Here is a 15,747-nt window from a genome sequence, read left to right as displayed (position 1 = left end):
ATTTCTAAATTATCTTTATAATACAAATAAAAAATCAACAAAAAAGCATAATTTTAAAACATTTCTAAAAATAGACACCACACTTTTATTTACCAGTGTAATTATAGACTTTTGTTACATAATCGTCATATTTCAATAGTGATACCGTTTTATACATACCAGTTCTCTTCTGTTTCTGCCTCCAGGCAGATAGCGGGCACTATGGCGACCACGACCACCATTATTACAACCCCACTGCGGGGTTAGTTTTCACATATGATCCGACGACCACAAGGGTGGTACATAACCGGGAGGACCCGGACTTATCTACGTATAAATTCTCCATATGCAAGTATTAAAATTTGGCGGCACTTCAGTAGGAAGCGCCAAAGCAATAGAACAGGTTTGCAAAATCCTTCAGCAATATAAACCGGCCGGTAAATATGCTATCGTGGTATCTGCACTCGGCGGAATAACGGATAAGCTTATACGCTGCGGGCAACTGGCAGAACAAGGCAACGAAGACTATAAAAATGTTATCCAGGAAATTGAAGCGCGGCACCTGGATACTATCCGCGAGCTATTCCCTATTACCGCGCAAAGCGGGCAAATAAGCCAGCTGAAGAAAAAACTCAACGCACTCGAAAACCTGTGCGATGGCATCTTCCAGGTGGCGGAACTGAGCCCCCGTACCCTCGATAAAATAATGAGCTACGGCGAGCTCATGTCATGCGTGATAGTAGCCGAAAAATTAAAACAGCAGGGGTTCTCCGCTTCCTGTAAAGACAGTCGCGAACTGATCGTTACCGATAACAACTTCGGCCACGCCGCCGTTAATTTTGTTGCCACCAATCACCATATTACACAGTTCTTTGCACAGTCGCCCGCCGACTATGTAGTATTCCCCGGCTTCGTAGCGGCTACTCCCGATGGCGAAACCACTACCCTCGGACGCGGCGGCTCCGACTATACCGCCGCCATTATTGCCGCTGCGGTAAACGCATCCGTACTCGATATATGGACAGACGTAAGCGGTATGATGACCGCCGACCCCCGCATCGTATCACAGGCCATTCCCATCTCACATATCTCCTATGTGGAAGCAATGGAGCTATCGCACTTCGGCGCTAAAGTCATTTATCCCCCCACCATTCAGCCGGTAATGAGCAAACGCATTCCCATCTGGATCAAAAATACTTTTACCCCGGAAGATCATGGCACCCTTATACAGGACAGCGCCGACCGCAACTTCCCGGTAACAGGCATCTCCGGTATCCCCAACATTGCACTGCTTACCCTCGAAGGAAGCGGCATGGTAGGCATCCCCGGGTTCTCTAAACGCCTGTTCGAATCCCTCTTACGGGAACGGATCAACGTTATTCTCATCACTCAAAGTTCTTCTGAGCACTCTATCACCGTGGGCATTCATGAAGCAGATATGCTGAAAGCCAAAACGGCGGTCGACAGTGAGTTCTCGCAGGAAATAAGTGAAAAAAGCATAGAGCCCCTCCTGGTGGAAAAAGACCTCTGCATAGTGGCCGTAGTAGGTGATAAAATGAAAAACCATCACGGCACCAGCGGTAAGCTCTTTGGCACCCTGGGCAGGAACGGTGTTAACGTAAGGGCTATCGCACAGGGATCTACCGAAAAAAATATCTCCGCTGTGATCAACAAAGCCGATATCAAAAAAGCGCTGAACGTAATGCACGAAACCTTTTTTGAAACACCGCTCAAACAGGTAAACCTCTTTATCGCCGGCGCCGGCAACGTGGGCAGTAAACTACTGGAACAACTGGAACAACAGCAACACTATCTTCAGCACGAACTGGGCCTTCAGATCAGGGTAACCGGGCTGGCCAACAGCCGCCATACCCTCATCAGCGACACCGGTATCAACCTGCGTACCTGGCGCGAACAACTGGAACAGGCCAAACATATCAGCACCGCTGATTTTGTACAACAGATCAAAGCCATGAACCTCCGCAACAGCGTATTCGTGGATAATACCGCCAGCAGCGACATTGCAGCGGTTTACCACGAGTTCCTCCAGCATGGCATCTCCGTGGTGACCTGCAATAAAATTGCCTGCTCATCTGATTACGCCTATTATAAACAACTGAAAGACCTGGCCCGCAAATACAATGCATCCTTCCTGTTTGAAACCAATGTTGGAGCAGGACTACCGGTCATCAATACACTGAATGACCTGATCCGCAGCGGCGACAAAGTACACAGCATAGAAGCCGTATTATCCGGCAGCCTCAACTTTGTGTTCAACCATTTCCTGAATGGCACCAGTTTCCGCGAAGTGGTGAAAGCAGCGCAGGATGAAGGCTACACCGAACCGGATCCGCGTATCGACCTCAGTGGCAAAGATGTAATGAGAAAGATCCTCATACTTGCCCGTGAAAGCGGCGCTGCCATTGAAATGGACGAAATCACCAATTACTCGTTCCTTCCTGATGAATGCCTCAATGCACCATCCGTGCCTGCTTTCTACGAGCAACTGGACGTACATGCCAGCCATTTCCAGGGATTGCGCGAAGTGGCAGACGCAGAAGGCAAACGCCTGAAGTTCGTGGCCCGTTATGTAGATGGCAAAGCTTCTGTAGGCTTGCAAAGCGTAGCTCCCGATCACCCGTTCTTTAAACTGGAAGGCAAGGATAATATCGTGCTGTATACCACCAGCCGGTATAAAGATCAGCCACTGATCGTAAAAGGTGCCGGCGCCGGTGCAGACGTTACCGCTTCCGGCATATTTGCAGACATCATCCGGAGCGCAAGACTGTAAACTTTCCATGAATTCAGTTGCAATCCTGACAATCAATTATTAAATTAAACTAACTTAAAGGTGATATGGACAGTATAAAAGTATTTGCGCCGGGAACAGTGGCCAATGTAGCCTGTGGCTTTGATGTGATAGGATTGGCGCTGAATGCGCCCGGAGATGAAATGATCCTCCGGAAAAGCAGCCAGCCGGGCGTTCGCATCACCGCCATTCACGGTGCAGACCTCCCGCTGGAAACATCCCGTAATGTTGCCGGAGTTGCCGTTCAGGCCCTCCTCCAAAAATACGATCATCCGGATACCGGCATAGAAATAGAGATCTTCAAAAATATTCACCCCGGCAGCGGTATCGGCTCCAGTGCCGCCAGCAGCGCCGGCGCAGTGGTGGGCGTAAACCACCTGCTGGGAGAGCCGTTTACCAAAAAACAACTGGTGAGGTTCGCCATGGAAGGAGAAAGGCTGGCCTGCGGCTCCGCGCATGCCGACAACGTAGCGCCCGCCATCCTCGGCGGTTTTACACTGGTAAGAAGCTATCGCCCGCTGGACATCACCACCCTGCATACGCCGGAACATTTATGGGTAACCGTTATACATCCGCAGATAGAAGTAAAAACTTCCGACGCTCGCGAAATACTGAAACAAAAGGTGCTGATGACAGATGCCATCCGTCAGTGGGGCAACGTAGGCGCGCTGGTAGCGGCACTTTACCAGGATGATTATGACCTGATCAGCCGTTCACTCGAAGATGTGATCGTGGAACCTATCCGTTCCATCCTCATCCCGGCGTTTCACGAATTGAAACTGAAATGCAAAGAAGCCGGAGCCCTCGGCGGCGGTATATCCGGATCCGGTCCCTCTGTTTTTATGCTCAGCAAAGGAGAAGAAAATGCCCGCAAAGTTGCGGCTACAATGGATAGCGTTTACGCACCGCTTGGCGTGGATTATAAGATCTACGTTTCCCAGATTAACACCGCCGGTGTAAAAGTGATTGACTAACTTATTAACAACGTTTTATTCATGCAGTATTTCAGCTTACAGAACAAGCAGCACCAGGTAAATTTCGAAACAGCAGTAGTACAGGGATTGGCACCGGACAAAGGGTTGTACTTCCCGGAGCAGATACCGGTACTGGAAAAAGAATTCATCACTAACCTGCACCAATATACGGACCACGAGATCGGACTAAAAGTAATCCGCCCGTTCATAGGCGACGAAATACCCGAAGAAGCATTAAAGAAGATAGTAAGAGACACTTTACACTTTCCCTTCCCGGTACAAAAAGTAACCGGTCATACCTACGCACTTGAATTATTCCATGGCCCTACCCTTGCATTCAAAGATGTAGGCGCACGCTTTATGGCCGGCTGCCTCGGTTATTTCCGGCGCAACAGCACCACACCAGTAACTGTGCTGGTAGCCACTTCCGGCGATACAGGCGGCGCAGTGGCCAGTGGATTTTACAATGTACCAGGTGTGGAAGTTGTGATCCTCTACCCTTCCAATAAAGTAAGTACGCTACAGGAAAAACAACTTACTACGCTCGGCAATAATATTCATGCCCTGGAAATACAAGGTACTTTCGACGACTGCCAGCAACTGGTGAAAACCGCCTTCCTTGACAGCGAGCTCCAGGCCCGGCGCCCGCTTACCAGCGCCAACTCCATAAATGTGGCCCGCTGGCTGCCCCAGATGTTCTACTATTTCCTGGCCTATAAGCAAATGAAAGCAGCCCATCCGAAACTGGTGTTCTCTGTGCCCAGCGGCAACTTCGGCAACATCTGCGCAGGTATGATGGCTGCTGCCATGGGATTGCCGGTGGCGCATTTTGTAGCGGCCACCAATATCAACGATACCGTGCCCCGCTTTATGGAAAGCGGTAAATATGAACCGGGTAAAGCTTTTCCTACGCTTTCAAATGCCATGGATGTGGCAGATCCCAGCAACTTTGTACGGATCCTGGAACTGTTTGGTAACAGCCTTCCTTCTCTCGCGGAAAAACTGACCGCCTACAGCTTTAACGATAAACAAACCGCGCAGACCATGGAACAAGTGTGGAAAGAAAACCATTATATGCTGGATCCACACGGCGCCGTGGGCTTCATGGGATTGCAACGCTACCTGGAACGTTCGCCGGAACTGACAGGCGTTTTCCTGGAAACCGCCCACCCGGTAAAATTTGAAGATACCGCTCCTAAGTCTATACGGGAAGAAATATATACGCCCGCAAAAGTGATGTCTTTATACGGTAAAGAAAAACAAGCCACCCTGCTGGCGGCAGACTACCCCGCTTTCAAAAACTGGTTAATGCAATAAGGATTCTGTAGTTTTGGCGCCAGTATGAAGTATTTACCTATCCTCCTGTTATTTGCGGGTGCGCAGGCATGTAACAATGCCGGCACCCGGCAGCAGCAAGCTGCCAGTCGCCCGGACTCTGCGTTGTACAGCGATATTATCCGGCCGGTAACGGATTCCATTTCCCGGTTTCCCAATCATCCCGACCTGTACTACCACCGCGCACTGCTGCTGTTTAATACCAACCCTGCACTGGCGCAGGCCGACTTTGAAAAAGCTGCTTCCCTTATGCCGGGGAACACCGATTACTGGGCAGGCGCAGGCGAAGCTGCCCTGATCGTGAATGATTTTCAAAAGGCTGCCGCAAATTTCCGGAAAGCACTGACTACCGCTCCCGGCTATACGTACCTGCAATACCGCCTGGCAACGGCCCTCGTGGAAAATAAACAATACCCAGAAGCAGACAGCCTTGCCAACGTGCTGGCAGAAACGACGGATGCCCGCGATAAGGCATACTACCTGAAAGCCCGCATGGCGGAAGACAAACAGGACACTACAACGGCTATACGTCATCTGACCGCGGCCATCCGGGCCGCCGGGAACCAGCCCGAATTTGAAGCCGTAATGGAACTGGGCGACCTGCTCCGGGCCAGGAAAGCTACTGCAGCCCTCGATTATTACCAGCAGGCATGGCAACTGGACACTACTAACGCTTACCCGTTATATGAAGCCGCACAGTTTCAGGAAGAACTGGGCAACCAGCCGGCAGCACTCAGCGCCTATCATAAATGTATAGTGGCAGACCCCGGATTTGAGCCCGCCTACCTCGCACTGGGTAAAATATACAGCAATAAAAAAGACTGGAAAACAGCCTATACCTATTACAACCTGGCAGCCAAATCGGCCCCAACGGACGCATGGGCATATTATTACCGCGCTACCGCGCAGGAACAACTGGGTAATAAAAAACTGGCTGTGGAAGATTATACCAAAGCTGCTTCCTTTAAGAAAGATTTCAGCGAAGCAAAAGCAGCACTTAAAAGATTGAACCCGTAATTACTTAAATTTACATCATTCAAAAATAGAGCATTTGGAACAACAACCTGTTTTAGTGGCGCCATCTTTACTGGCAGCGAACTTCCTCGAACTGGGAAAAGAAGTGGATATGGTGAACCGCAGCGAAGCCGACTGGTTCCATCTCGACGTAATGGATGGGCGTTTTGTGCCCAATATCAGCTACGGCCTGCCCGTAATTGCGCAGATCAAGAAAAAGGCACAGAAACCATGCGACGTGCACCTCATGATCGAAGAACCGGAAAAATACGCAGCTGATTTCAAAAAAGCGGGAGCAGATATACTCACCGTACACTTTGAAGCATGTATCCACCTGCACCGGAATATACAACAGATCAAAGGATTGGGTATGAAGGCAGGCGTTGCATTAAACCCCCATACACCCGTTGGCCTGCTGGAAAACGTGATCAGGGATATAGACGTAGTGCTGATTATGAGCGTGAACCCCGGGTTTGGCGGGCAAACGTTTATTGAACAAACCTATCAGAAGATCAGGCAGCTGCGCCAGCTGATCACAGACAATCATGCACATGCGCTCATTGAAGTGGATGGCGGCATCAGCACAGATAACGCCGGGCAGCTCATCCAGGCAGGCGCCAATGTATTGGTAGCCGGCAGCGCTATCTTCTCAGCTGCCGATCCTGCAAAAACCATTCATTTGCTCAAGACAGGTGCGCAATAATTTCTTTTGACAGCGGCTTCGTCAGATACCCTGTAACAAAGCTGTAAGCGTTCACACGCTCCTTGTCTTTTTCATCTATGGACGAAGTCAGTACAAAAATCCTGATCTGCTTCGGTAACTGATCCTGGAACATGGCATATTCTTCCAGGAACTCCCAGCCATCCATCACAGGCATATTGAGATCCAGCAAAATAAGATCCGGTAAGGCCTGTACATCTCCTGCATTTTCACGGAGAAAATCCAGTACATCCTGTGCATCTGAAAATACACGGATATGACTACTGATAGCCTGACGTTCAATCATGATTTTCGCAATCTGCTGGTGAATCGGGTCATCATCTACAATAAAAATCGTATTGATTAACTTCATAAAGGGGGTTTATTCTGACCTAAAAGTAATAATAAATTTGGTTCCCTCTCCGGGATGGCTTTCTGCCCTTATACTACCACCCATCGCTTCTACCTGCGTTTTAGTAATAAACAGGCCGATCCCCTTTGCATCCTTATTCTTATGAAAGGTTTTACGGAAGCCGAAAAGTTTGTTGCCAAAACGCTCCATATCTATCCCCACCCCATTGTCTTCCACGCTCAGGATAATGTTATCATTTTCCTTCCAGCTTCGCAGATGTAATGCAGGCGTACGTTCAGGCGAGCGGTAACGGATAGCGTTGGTAATAAAGTTTTGTAAGATGCTGTCAAGATATACCCTCGGGTATTCAATCACCGGCTCCTCATCAAAATCATAAGTGATCCTGATATTGCTGGTTTCAATATCCACCAGCAAAATATCCCTTACCTTTTGCAGCCTGTCGGCAAACAACAGCTTCTCTTTCTCCACGTTCACATCCTTCCTGATCTGCACTACTTCTACCAGGTCATTCAGCGTTTCATCGATCTTCTTGATCACCTCATGAACCATCCCCAGGTAAAGATCCCTTTCCTGCTGGGCGGCAGCTTCGTTATGCATCTGCATCAAAGCCTTCAGGTTGGCAATAGGCGCCCGGAGATTATGGGAGGTAATGTGAGCAAAATCTTCGAGTTGCTTGTTCTGGTTCACCAGGTTCTTGTTCAGGTTCGACAACTGTTCATTCGCTTTCCTCAGCTCCTTCTGCATCTTACGGCTGTCGGTAATGTCGCGCATAAACACGGAAATGCCCCCATCCTGCATGGGAGTAAGCAGGAAGTCGTACCACTTATCGACCCCGGGGAAATAAATACCGAACGACTGCGAAGCCTGCTGCCGGATGCATTCCTGCAGTCGTGCATAGAACACAGTGCCGCTCAGCCGGGGAAACACTTCGAAAATATTGCTGCCTATTGCCATAGGGTGCCCTATCATTTTCTCCGCCTTTCGGTTCAGGAAGTTCAGGTTACCTGTTTTCTCCATGGCGGCATAACCCATATCAATGGTATCAAAGAAAAGCCGCATCAGCTCTGTATTCCGGGTGAGCGCATCCCTTATTTCCAGTTGCTCGGTAATATCCTGTATCACGCCGTACATACGTACCAGCCTTCCGTCTACATAACCAGGCTGACCAATGGATCGTACCCTTTTCACCTGCTGGCCTGAAGTAGTGATAGTTAGCTGCGCATCAAATGGCTTCCCTGTTTCAATACATTGCCGCATCAGCATTTCAAGTTGTGCCCTTGCTTCCGCAGTATAGTATCCCATTGCCTTTTCAAGATCAACAGGAGTATCCGGGGGGCAGTCGTGGATGTGGTACGACTGGTCCGTCCACCTCACTTTACCGCTGTCCATGTCCAGTTCCCAACCGCCTATTTTACCCAGCGTGCCTGTTTGCTGCAGGAACTCCTGGTTCTTCTTGATCTCCAGTTCCTGCAGTTTCTTATCGGTAATATCATTCACCAGCGCCACCACTATCATCTCCTTGTCAACCGGCTCTACCACGGGAAATACGGTAAGATCCAGGTACACTTCCCTCCCTACGGTAGTCCAGCGTTTGTCCTGCGAAAAATCGATCCGCTTCTCCACCCGCAGCGATTTATGCTGTTCCAGCGCCTGCACAAACAGTTTGTCCAGTTCAAACATAGTGGCCAGCTGATCGTTCATTACATTAAAAGGCTGGCGGCTGACGGGGTGTGGCGAATTAAAGAAGAAGCGTTGTGTTTGGTTGATCCGGCGGATAAAGCCGAAATTATCAAACTGGATATAACCGATCGGCAGGTTCTCAATGATATTGTCGAGGAGCCTTTCGCTTTTCTGAAGACTGAGCTCTGATAATTTTTTTTCCGTGATATCATCCAGTATCAGGAAGATATTGTCCATATTCCGCTGCTGGTCTGTAAGCGGGAATATGGTAGCTTCAAAGTATACGGGATAAAGCCTGGTAATATTTTCGTGGTGTTTTTCCCGGTAGCTGAGCAGTATTTCACGTTTGATGGTTTTCCCTGTTTTACGGGCTTCTTCAAACATCCCTGCAAGCCCGTTAAGCCGGTAGAACGGATCCTCCAGCCATTTATAACCGGGATCAGTAAAGAAAGCGTGGTTGTCGCCCCAGATCTGGCGTTGCCGGCTGTTCATATCCATGTTATCGCCTTCCGGTGAAAACTGCTGTAGCCCCAGGGGAAGGTTTTCCAGTACCTGACCGTAGTAGGCTTCGTTCCGGGTACGTTTGATCTCTGTGAGTTTGCGGGTAGTGATATCGATGCCGATAAGCATGCAGTGTGTAAAAGCGCCCGCTTCACTGAAGAATGGAGTGATGCCTGCTTCCAGCCACAATGGTGTATCTGCGGTGTCAATGAAAAAGCAAAGCTGTTCCTGCACCTGCTTTCCTTCCGTCAGGGTCTTCCACACGTTTTGCCAGTGTTCCATATTGGCGGGCCGGAAGAGCGCGGTAAACAGTTGGCCGGTAAACGGTCCTTCCAACGGCTGCAATGCAGCTACCACCTGCGTGTTCACCGCAGTTACCCCACCTGCCGCATCTATTGTAACAGAGAGTGCAAAGGCATTAATAGCGGTTTCAAGATGCTGTAAGTGGCTGTAATGCTGTTCCAGCATAACTACATTCATATGATGGCAGAATCTAAAATCGTTGTGTCAGGAAACACCTAAAGTAGGCATTATATAACAAAAAACACTATCGGACGGGTAAAAGTAATAAAATGTTGGATAAAGGTCAATTCCCTATAAATGTAGTATTAACAAGGGAAGCAGTGAATCAGGCTGGTCATTTATCCACCTGTTGTGGATTTTCAGTTTTCTGAAATTGTTAAACGATCAATATCTTTGGCATAACTTATGATATTATTGTTTTTTAAATATCATAGATAGAAATTTCGATTATCATGGGTTCGGGAGTAACAAGCCTGTAAAGCATTTACAATATTCCGGTATTGAGAATGAAGTGATCGTGGCTTCTGCTCATCGTTATCCTGGTAAAGCAAGAGAGTTGTGTATAACCGCCCAGGAAAAGGGTTTTGGCGTAGTTACTGCCGCAGCGGACATGGCAGTGGCCTTACCGGGAGTTGTATCAGCTTACACTTCGCTGCCTGTTATTTGAGTTTCTTTAGATGGTGGTTTAACAGGTAATGCTGATAAAGATATCGCCGCTAAAGCAACACCTTCAAACAGAACGGGTACAGAATTTAGTGATAGCTTAACAATTACGTCTTCCAGGTTATACAAGATTTAAATATATTCGGATTGAAAATACCGAGCATTTCCTGGACAATTAAACCTTAGAATCATTGACTGAATCCATTATCAATTTAGACAGTATTAATCCCATTGAGTTTTTCGGTGTTAACAACGGAAAGCTCGATCTGCTGAAAAAGAAATTCCCATTGCTTAAGATCCTGTCCAGGGGTACCCAGTTAAAATTGAGTGGGGCACCGGAAGAAGTGGCTACAGCGGAGGAAAAAATCGGTCAGATCGTTAAATACCTGGAGCGGAACGGGAACCTGACGGAGAACTATTTTGAACAGATTCTTGGAGATGAAGAAGGCACCAAAATCGACAACTTCAGCGAGCGTAACCCTAACGAAGTATTGGTGTTTGGACCCAACGGCAGAACCGTAAGGGCCCGTACAGCCAACCAGAAAAAAATGGTGGCGCTGGCGGAAAAGAACGACATCATTTTCGCCATAGGTCCTGCCGGTACCGGTAAAACCTATACCGCCGTAGCCCTGGCGGTTCGTGCCCTCAAAAACAAGGCAGTTAAAAAGATCATTCTAACCCGCCCTGCGGTGGAAGCCGGCGAAAGCCTGGGGTTCCTCCCGGGAGATCTCAAAGAAAAGATCGATCCATACCTGCGGCCATTGTACGATGCGCTGGATGATATGATCCCTGCGGAAAAGCTCAGTTACTACATGACCAACCGCGTCATTGAAATTGCACCGTTGGCGTATATGCGTGGACGTACCCTGGATAATTCCTTTATTATCCTCGATGAAGCGCAAAATGCCACCGACCTGCAGATCAAAATGTTCCTGACCCGTATCGGTGCATCTGCGCAAGCCATCATCACCGGTGACCTTACACAGATAGATTTACCCAAAAATCAGCAATCCGGTCTGGAAAGGGCTACCCGTATCCTTCGTAATATCGATGGTATCGGACATGTAGAACTTGATGAGGAAGACGTGGTAAGACACCGCCTCGTAAAAGCCATCATCAAGGCTTATGAAGCCAATAAAGAAAAATAAGGCATTTTGATATCCTGCTATTTTTGATATCCGGTTATCCGCCCGGCCGCAAACAGCCACCAGGCGGATAACCAGGTATCAAAATAGCAATAATCTGAATATTTAACTCTTTGTTAACGGCGATTGCCGTAAGTTCACCTGTTTTTATCCGAGGGAAACATTCAGTCTGAAGCCTGTGAATGTGCTGAGCTATAGTTGATCGACTTTGCAGTATTGAAGTTTACCCCTATTTTTGTTGTGATATATTATAATTTATCGACCGCATGACCAATTTTTTTCGAATCATGACACTGGCATTGATTACAACCTTGCTGTTAGGCAGTTGTAAGAAAAGGGCTTCCCCGGAAGAGGTGGCGCTGGCGTTTATGCATGCGATTCAGGATTCGAACTACGACCAGGCCAGGGATTATGCCACGAAAGAATCCCAACAGGTACTACAGATCTATGCCATCTTTGACGGCCGCCGCAGCGGTGCTGAAAGAGAAAAAATTAAAAACGCCCATATCGAGGTAGTCAATATCGAAGAAAACGGCGACAAAGCAGCGGTTACTATACTCAATTCCTCCGCCCATCAGAAAGAAGTCCTGCAGATGGTGAAAGAAAACGGTCAATGGAAAATTTCCCTGACCTTCGATAGCATCATCCCGAATTACACACCCCAAACCGGTGGTAACGCAGCCCTGGACTCTACTACCGTACCTGCCGATAGCGCACCTGCCAACGGCCTGACGGTGCCGGGGAGCTGAATAATTACCTCTTCTTTGTATTTTACATAAAAAGGAAAGGATAATTTTTAGCTATTAACGGCTAGTTCCCTTAATTTTGCCACGCATTAATGATGCGGATGTGTGGCTTATTCCTGTTTTTACTTACCGGAAACCTGACCATATCTTCATGAAAAGTGAGGTGAGTACTTTTATTCACTTTTCAACATTAATCCAATATTGAACAATAAACCTTAAAGTAAAGTAGATTATTATGATGACAAATCCCTGGCACAGTGTAAGCCCCGGCTCTGAAGTGCCAAATGTTGTAAATGCAATTATTGAAATTCCAAAGGGATGCCGAGCTAAATATGAACTGGATAAAGAAAGCGGTTTGCTGAAACTGGACCGGGTCTTATATTCTTCTGTATATTATCCTGCCAACTATGGCTTTATTCCGCAGTCTTACTGCGATGACCATGATCCGCTGGATATCCTGGTGATCTCCCAGATAGAATGCGTGCCCATGTGTATCATAGACGCCAAAATAATCGGTGTAATGCAAATGATAGACGGCGGCGAAGCTGATGACAAGATCATCGCGGTAGCAGCCAACGACATGAGCGTAAACCACATCAACGATATCACCGAATTACCTCCTCACTTCATTGATGAAATGCGCCATTTCTTCGAAGAGTACAAAAAACTGGAAAAGAAAACAGTTGTGGTGGAAGAATTCCAGAATAAGGAAAAAGCTAAACAGATTATCCTCCAGTCTTTTGAGGACTACCGCAAGATCTTCAGGCAAAGCTAAAGTGTATCGCCTTCGGCGATACGCGGATTTTGTCTTGGAACACTGATTACGCTGATTTTGCTGATTAGTTTGATTTTATTTTTATAGCGATAATTATAATTAAGGGAGATATAAGCGGGTATGCTTTTATCTCCCTTAATCCTTTAAAATCCAAAAATAAAATCAAACTAATCAGCAAAATCAGCGTAATCAGTGTTCCAAGACAAAATCGCCGAAGGCGATCCTTAAAAATACCGCTTTATAATGCGCAGGTGATGCGTGCGCAGCCCTGAATCCGCATTGATGATCCCCTCATTGTCTACCGGGTCTATACGCACTTTGCCGGAGGAGTGAATGATTTCATGATCATTCAGCAAAATGCCCACATGGGTAATCCTCCCTTCCTCGTTATCAAAAAATGCCAGATCCCCCAGGCGCGCTTCCTGCAGGAAGTCTACAATATGTCCCTGGGTAGCCTGCTGATACGCATCCCGCAAAAGCGGGACACCTGACAATTTAAATACCTGCTGGGTAAAGCCGGAACAATCCACTCCAAACACACTTACGCCTCCCCAGAGATACCCGGTATTCAAAAACTGCATTGCGGCGGCCTTTAACGCTTCCATATCCGTATTGACAACATGGGTAAGCGGAAGCGGATTATCTTCGAATTTTACCGTAATATTTCCCCATTGCGTGGCAGTATCGTTGTTGCCCTTCACCAGGCAGCCAAATGGCACCAGCATGAGCCTGCCGTTCATATTAACCCGGTTTACCCAGCCGGGAAAATAACCCGTTGCCGGCGACAGGTACAGCTCCTCTTCCACCGGTTCCAGGTGAGCGGCCGTAGCCCAGCCGGAGTAACCGTCGTATTGATTTGTTACCTTCACCCAACCATCGGCAGCCGTTTCAATAATTTCCACTCCGGCTCCCCACAACAACTGGGAGATCATCTCGCTTTTATGTGAAGCAGTACTCCTTAATGGCGCAACTGGCACAATGACAATGGCGTATGGCATATTAATTGTATAAATCCGTTTTATTATTCAATAATCTTATGCGCTGAATGAACTTTTTCTGCTTTTGTACGTAAATATAAAGTAATAAGTTTATGCAACAACAGTTAACCAATTTATCAGACAAGGAGTTAATATCACGCGCCAGGAAACAACTTGACCGCGAGGCAGAAGGGGTATTGATGGACAGGTACAGTCATCTACTGGTTGCTATTACCATTCCTTATCTGAACAGCCAACCGAATCTCGACCCCAATGTTGTTTTTCCTGCCCTGCTGCAAAGATTAAGCGCCAGCCTTAAAACACAAACCATTTATAAAGTCAATGAGTGGCTGCTGCATATACAAAAAGGTTATATGGGGAAACCCGAAAAAAATACCCCCTTCTATCCATCCCGCGACGGAAGAGACCTGCTGCATATCGAGAATACGGTCGACAAAGCCGCAACCAACATCATTGACCGCCAGGACCTCATTATACGGCTGGAACAGGCGCTCCAGCGCTTAAGTGCCGACGATAATGCACTCATCACGCAATTCTATCTCGAAAATAAATCCTTTGCCGACCTTACAGCTGCCACCGGACTTTCCCGCGAAAAGTTAAGATCGCAACTCAAAGCCGCCAAAGGAAAACTTGCCAAGCTATTTATGAACCAGGGATATGTTAAGTAATAAACCGAATAATGACAAAGTACTGAAGATCTTTTCTGCTATCCGGTGCCTCAGCAGGGATCAGCTGCCCCGTTATATGGAAGGCAGACTGACCGACGTGGAAAGACACCTGGTGGAACAGCATCTTACCGACTGCGACCTGTGCTACGACGCATTAAATGCACTGGAAAAAGAAGAAGGTACCGAGAGATACCAGGACTTCACCAATAAACTTCAACGCTACGTACAAAACAGTATACAACCCGTTTCACATGTACAAAAAGTGGCGCAGTATACCCGCAAGGAAAAGAATAAGGAGCATATGCTCACCTATTTCTGGATCGTTGCTTTTATTGGCTTGGGTATAGGCAGTGTGTATGTATTGCGCGGGCATATGCGGAATCAGCCACCCGTGCGGATTATGGCGGCATCGCTACCCAAGAAAGATTCCGTAGAGGAAGAAGTAGCCACCGGTGTTCCACTGGTTACAGCCGCGCAGAATGATCCGGTTCCAACGCCGGCGCCCGCAACCCCGGCTGCAGGAACAGCTGCAAAACCGGTTGCAACCCCGGTTCATGTTGACTCTGCCGCACTAAAAAGAGCAGCAGCGTTAAAAGCCCAGCAAAAGAAAGCTGCGGCAGACAGTATCAGGAAACAAACCCTCCTGCAAAAACAAGCCGACTCACTTAAAAAGGACGCCGCAGATAAAGCTGCTGCCAAAGCAAAAGAAGAGGAAAAAAAACCGGAACCTAAACCTGAACAAAAACCTAAAGAAAAAGAACAGGCCCCTCCACCGGAACCAGCTAAAAAAGAAACACCCCCAACTGCGGTGAACAGTGATGAATATCTGTACAAGGCAGCAATGGTATACCAGCAACAGGGCAACCTTAACGAGGCTATCGACAGGTACAAAAGAATCGAATCTGTTAGCTCAGGCAAATACGTGGAAATGGCCCGCTATCAACTCGCTATCTGCTATCGCAGCAAAGGCCAGGGTGGCAAGGCCCGCCGCATGTTCAGAGAAGTGATCAGGATGAACGGCTCCCTGAAAAATGCCGCCCAGCAGGCATTGGATAGTATGTAAAAAATAAAATATCAATATAAT

At 47.7% G+C, this 15,747-nt stretch carries 14 protein-coding genes; 11 read left to right on the top strand and 3 right to left on the bottom strand.

Features of this window, described 5'->3' with window-relative positions:
• Nucleotides 1–325: 325 nt before the first annotated feature.
• The 5 genes from thrA to rpe all read left to right on the top strand — a co-directional run bounded on the left by thrA (nt 326) and on the right by rpe (nt 6,814).
• A complete protein-coding gene (thrA, locus tag ABIE50_RS14225; RefSeq protein ID WP_209860448.1) occupies nt 326–2,770 on the top strand; it encodes a bifunctional aspartate kinase/homoserine dehydrogenase I in 2,445 nt (814 codons plus the stop codon).
• Between the two features lie 65 nt (nt 2,771–2,835).
• The gene (locus ABIE50_RS14220; protein WP_142685071.1) at nt 2,836–3,762 is read left to right on the top strand and encodes a homoserine kinase; all 927 of its coding nucleotides are present in this window, start codon (nt 2,836–2,838) and stop codon (nt 3,760–3,762) included.
• Between the two features lie 21 nt (nt 3,763–3,783).
• Nucleotides 3,784–5,079, top strand: coding sequence for a threonine synthase (gene thrC / locus ABIE50_RS14215; RefSeq protein WP_209860450.1), 1,296 nt, complete (start codon nt 3,784–3,786; stop codon nt 5,077–5,079).
• Nucleotides 5,080–5,103: 24 nt separating this feature from the next.
• On the top strand, nt 5,104–6,114 hold the full coding sequence (locus ABIE50_RS14210; protein ID WP_209860452.1) for a tetratricopeptide repeat protein: 1,011 nt from the start codon (nt 5,104–5,106) through the stop codon (nt 6,112–6,114).
• A gap of 34 nt (nt 6,115–6,148) precedes the next feature.
• Nucleotides 6,149–6,814, top strand: coding sequence for a ribulose-phosphate 3-epimerase (gene rpe, locus ABIE50_RS14205; protein WP_209860454.1), 666 nt, complete (start codon nt 6,149–6,151; stop codon nt 6,812–6,814).
• Here the strand turns inward: rpe and ABIE50_RS14200 are convergent.
• Both ABIE50_RS14200 and ABIE50_RS14195 read right to left on the bottom strand, forming a co-directional pair.
• Nucleotides 6,795–7,184, bottom strand: a complete 390-nt coding sequence (locus ABIE50_RS14200) for a response regulator (RefSeq protein WP_209860456.1) — start codon at nt 7,182–7,184, stop codon at nt 6,795–6,797. The two genes, rpe and ABIE50_RS14200, sit on opposite strands and share 20 nt — an antisense overlap.
• Before the next feature lie 9 nt (nt 7,185–7,193).
• Nucleotides 7,194–9,845, bottom strand: coding sequence for a PAS domain S-box protein (locus tag ABIE50_RS14195; RefSeq protein ID WP_209860458.1), 2,652 nt, complete (start codon nt 9,843–9,845; stop codon nt 7,194–7,196).
• Nucleotides 9,846–10,095: 250 nt separating this feature from the next.
• Here ABIE50_RS14195 and ABIE50_RS14190 point away from each other — a divergent pair, with 250 nt between their 5' ends.
• The 4 genes from ABIE50_RS14190 to ABIE50_RS14175 all read left to right on the top strand — a co-directional run bounded on the left by ABIE50_RS14190 (nt 10,096) and on the right by ABIE50_RS14175 (nt 12,997).
• Entirely contained in the window at nt 10,096–10,335 is a 240-nt protein-coding gene (locus ABIE50_RS14190) for an AIR carboxylase family protein (protein WP_354028287.1), read from the top strand.
• A 187-nt stretch (nt 10,336–10,522) separates the two neighbouring features.
• Nucleotides 10,523–11,479: a PhoH family protein gene (locus tag ABIE50_RS14185; protein ID WP_142685064.1), complete on the top strand. Its 957-nt coding sequence runs from the start codon at nt 10,523–10,525 to the stop codon at nt 11,477–11,479.
• Nucleotides 11,480–11,742: 263 nt separating this feature from the next.
• Nucleotides 11,743–12,225, top strand: a complete 483-nt coding sequence (locus ABIE50_RS14180) for a DUF4878 domain-containing protein (RefSeq protein ID WP_142685063.1) — start codon at nt 11,743–11,745, stop codon at nt 12,223–12,225.
• Nucleotides 12,226–12,457: 232 nt separating this feature from the next.
• Complete coding sequence (locus tag ABIE50_RS14175; protein ID WP_209860462.1) at nt 12,458–12,997, top strand: inorganic diphosphatase; 540 nt, start codon at nt 12,458–12,460, stop codon at nt 12,995–12,997.
• A 224-nt stretch (nt 12,998–13,221) separates the two neighbouring features.
• Here the strand turns inward: ABIE50_RS14175 and ABIE50_RS14170 are convergent, their stop codons facing one another.
• Entirely contained in the window at nt 13,222–13,995 is a 774-nt protein-coding gene (locus ABIE50_RS14170) for a C40 family peptidase (protein WP_209860464.1), read from the bottom strand.
• Nucleotides 13,996–14,087: 92 nt separating this feature from the next.
• On the opposite strand from ABIE50_RS14170, the gene ABIE50_RS14165 reads away from it, so the two are divergent.
• Together ABIE50_RS14165 and ABIE50_RS14160 are read left to right on the top strand one after the other, a co-directional pair.
• A complete protein-coding gene (locus tag ABIE50_RS14165) occupies nt 14,088–14,663 on the top strand; it encodes an RNA polymerase sigma factor (protein WP_209860466.1) in 576 nt (191 codons plus the stop codon).
• Nucleotides 14,653–15,726 (top strand): zf-HC2 domain-containing protein, encoded by a 1,074-nt coding sequence (locus tag ABIE50_RS14160; protein ID WP_209860467.1) that lies wholly within the window; start codon nt 14,653–14,655, stop codon nt 15,724–15,726. The genes ABIE50_RS14165 and ABIE50_RS14160 overlap by 11 nt, the downstream gene beginning before the upstream one ends.
• The last annotated feature ends 21 nt before the right edge of the window (nt 15,727–15,747 follow it).

It is taken from the genome of Chitinophaga sp. OAE865 (assembly GCF_040546735.1).
GTDB classification, from domain to species: Bacteria; Bacteroidota; Bacteroidia; order Chitinophagales; family Chitinophagaceae; genus Chitinophaga; species Chitinophaga polysaccharea_A.
This window is presented reverse-complemented; position numbering and strand designations above follow the sequence as displayed.

Coding starts and splice junctions, on each gene's coding strand:
- thrA (WP_209860448.1), top strand. CDS start 326: ATGCAAGTATTAAAATTTGGCGGCACTTCAGTAGGAAGCGCCAAAGCA.
- ABIE50_RS14220 (WP_142685071.1), top strand. CDS start 2,836: ATGGACAGTATAAAAGTATTTGCGCCGGGAACAGTGGCCAATGTAGCC.
- thrC (WP_209860450.1), top strand. CDS start 3,784: ATGCAGTATTTCAGCTTACAGAACAAGCAGCACCAGGTAAATTTCGAA.
- ABIE50_RS14210 (WP_209860452.1), top strand. CDS start 5,104: ATGAAGTATTTACCTATCCTCCTGTTATTTGCGGGTGCGCAGGCATGT.
- ABIE50_RS14200 (WP_209860456.1), bottom strand. CDS start 7,184: ATGAAGTTAATCAATACGATTTTTATTGTAGATGATGACCCGATTCAC.
- ABIE50_RS14195 (WP_209860458.1), bottom strand. CDS start 9,845: ATGAATGTAGTTATGCTGGAACAGCATTACAGCCACTTACAGCATCTT.
- ABIE50_RS14180 (WP_142685063.1), top strand. CDS start 11,743: ATGACCAATTTTTTTCGAATCATGACACTGGCATTGATTACAACCTTG.
- ABIE50_RS14175 (WP_209860462.1), top strand. CDS start 12,458: ATGATGACAAATCCCTGGCACAGTGTAAGCCCCGGCTCTGAAGTGCCA.
- ABIE50_RS14170 (WP_209860464.1), bottom strand. CDS start 13,995: ATGCCATACGCCATTGTCATTGTGCCAGTTGCGCCATTAAGGAGTACT.
- ABIE50_RS14165 (WP_209860466.1), top strand. CDS start 14,088: ATGCAACAACAGTTAACCAATTTATCAGACAAGGAGTTAATATCACGC.
- ABIE50_RS14160 (WP_209860467.1), top strand. CDS start 14,653: ATGTTAAGTAATAAACCGAATAATGACAAAGTACTGAAGATCTTTTCT.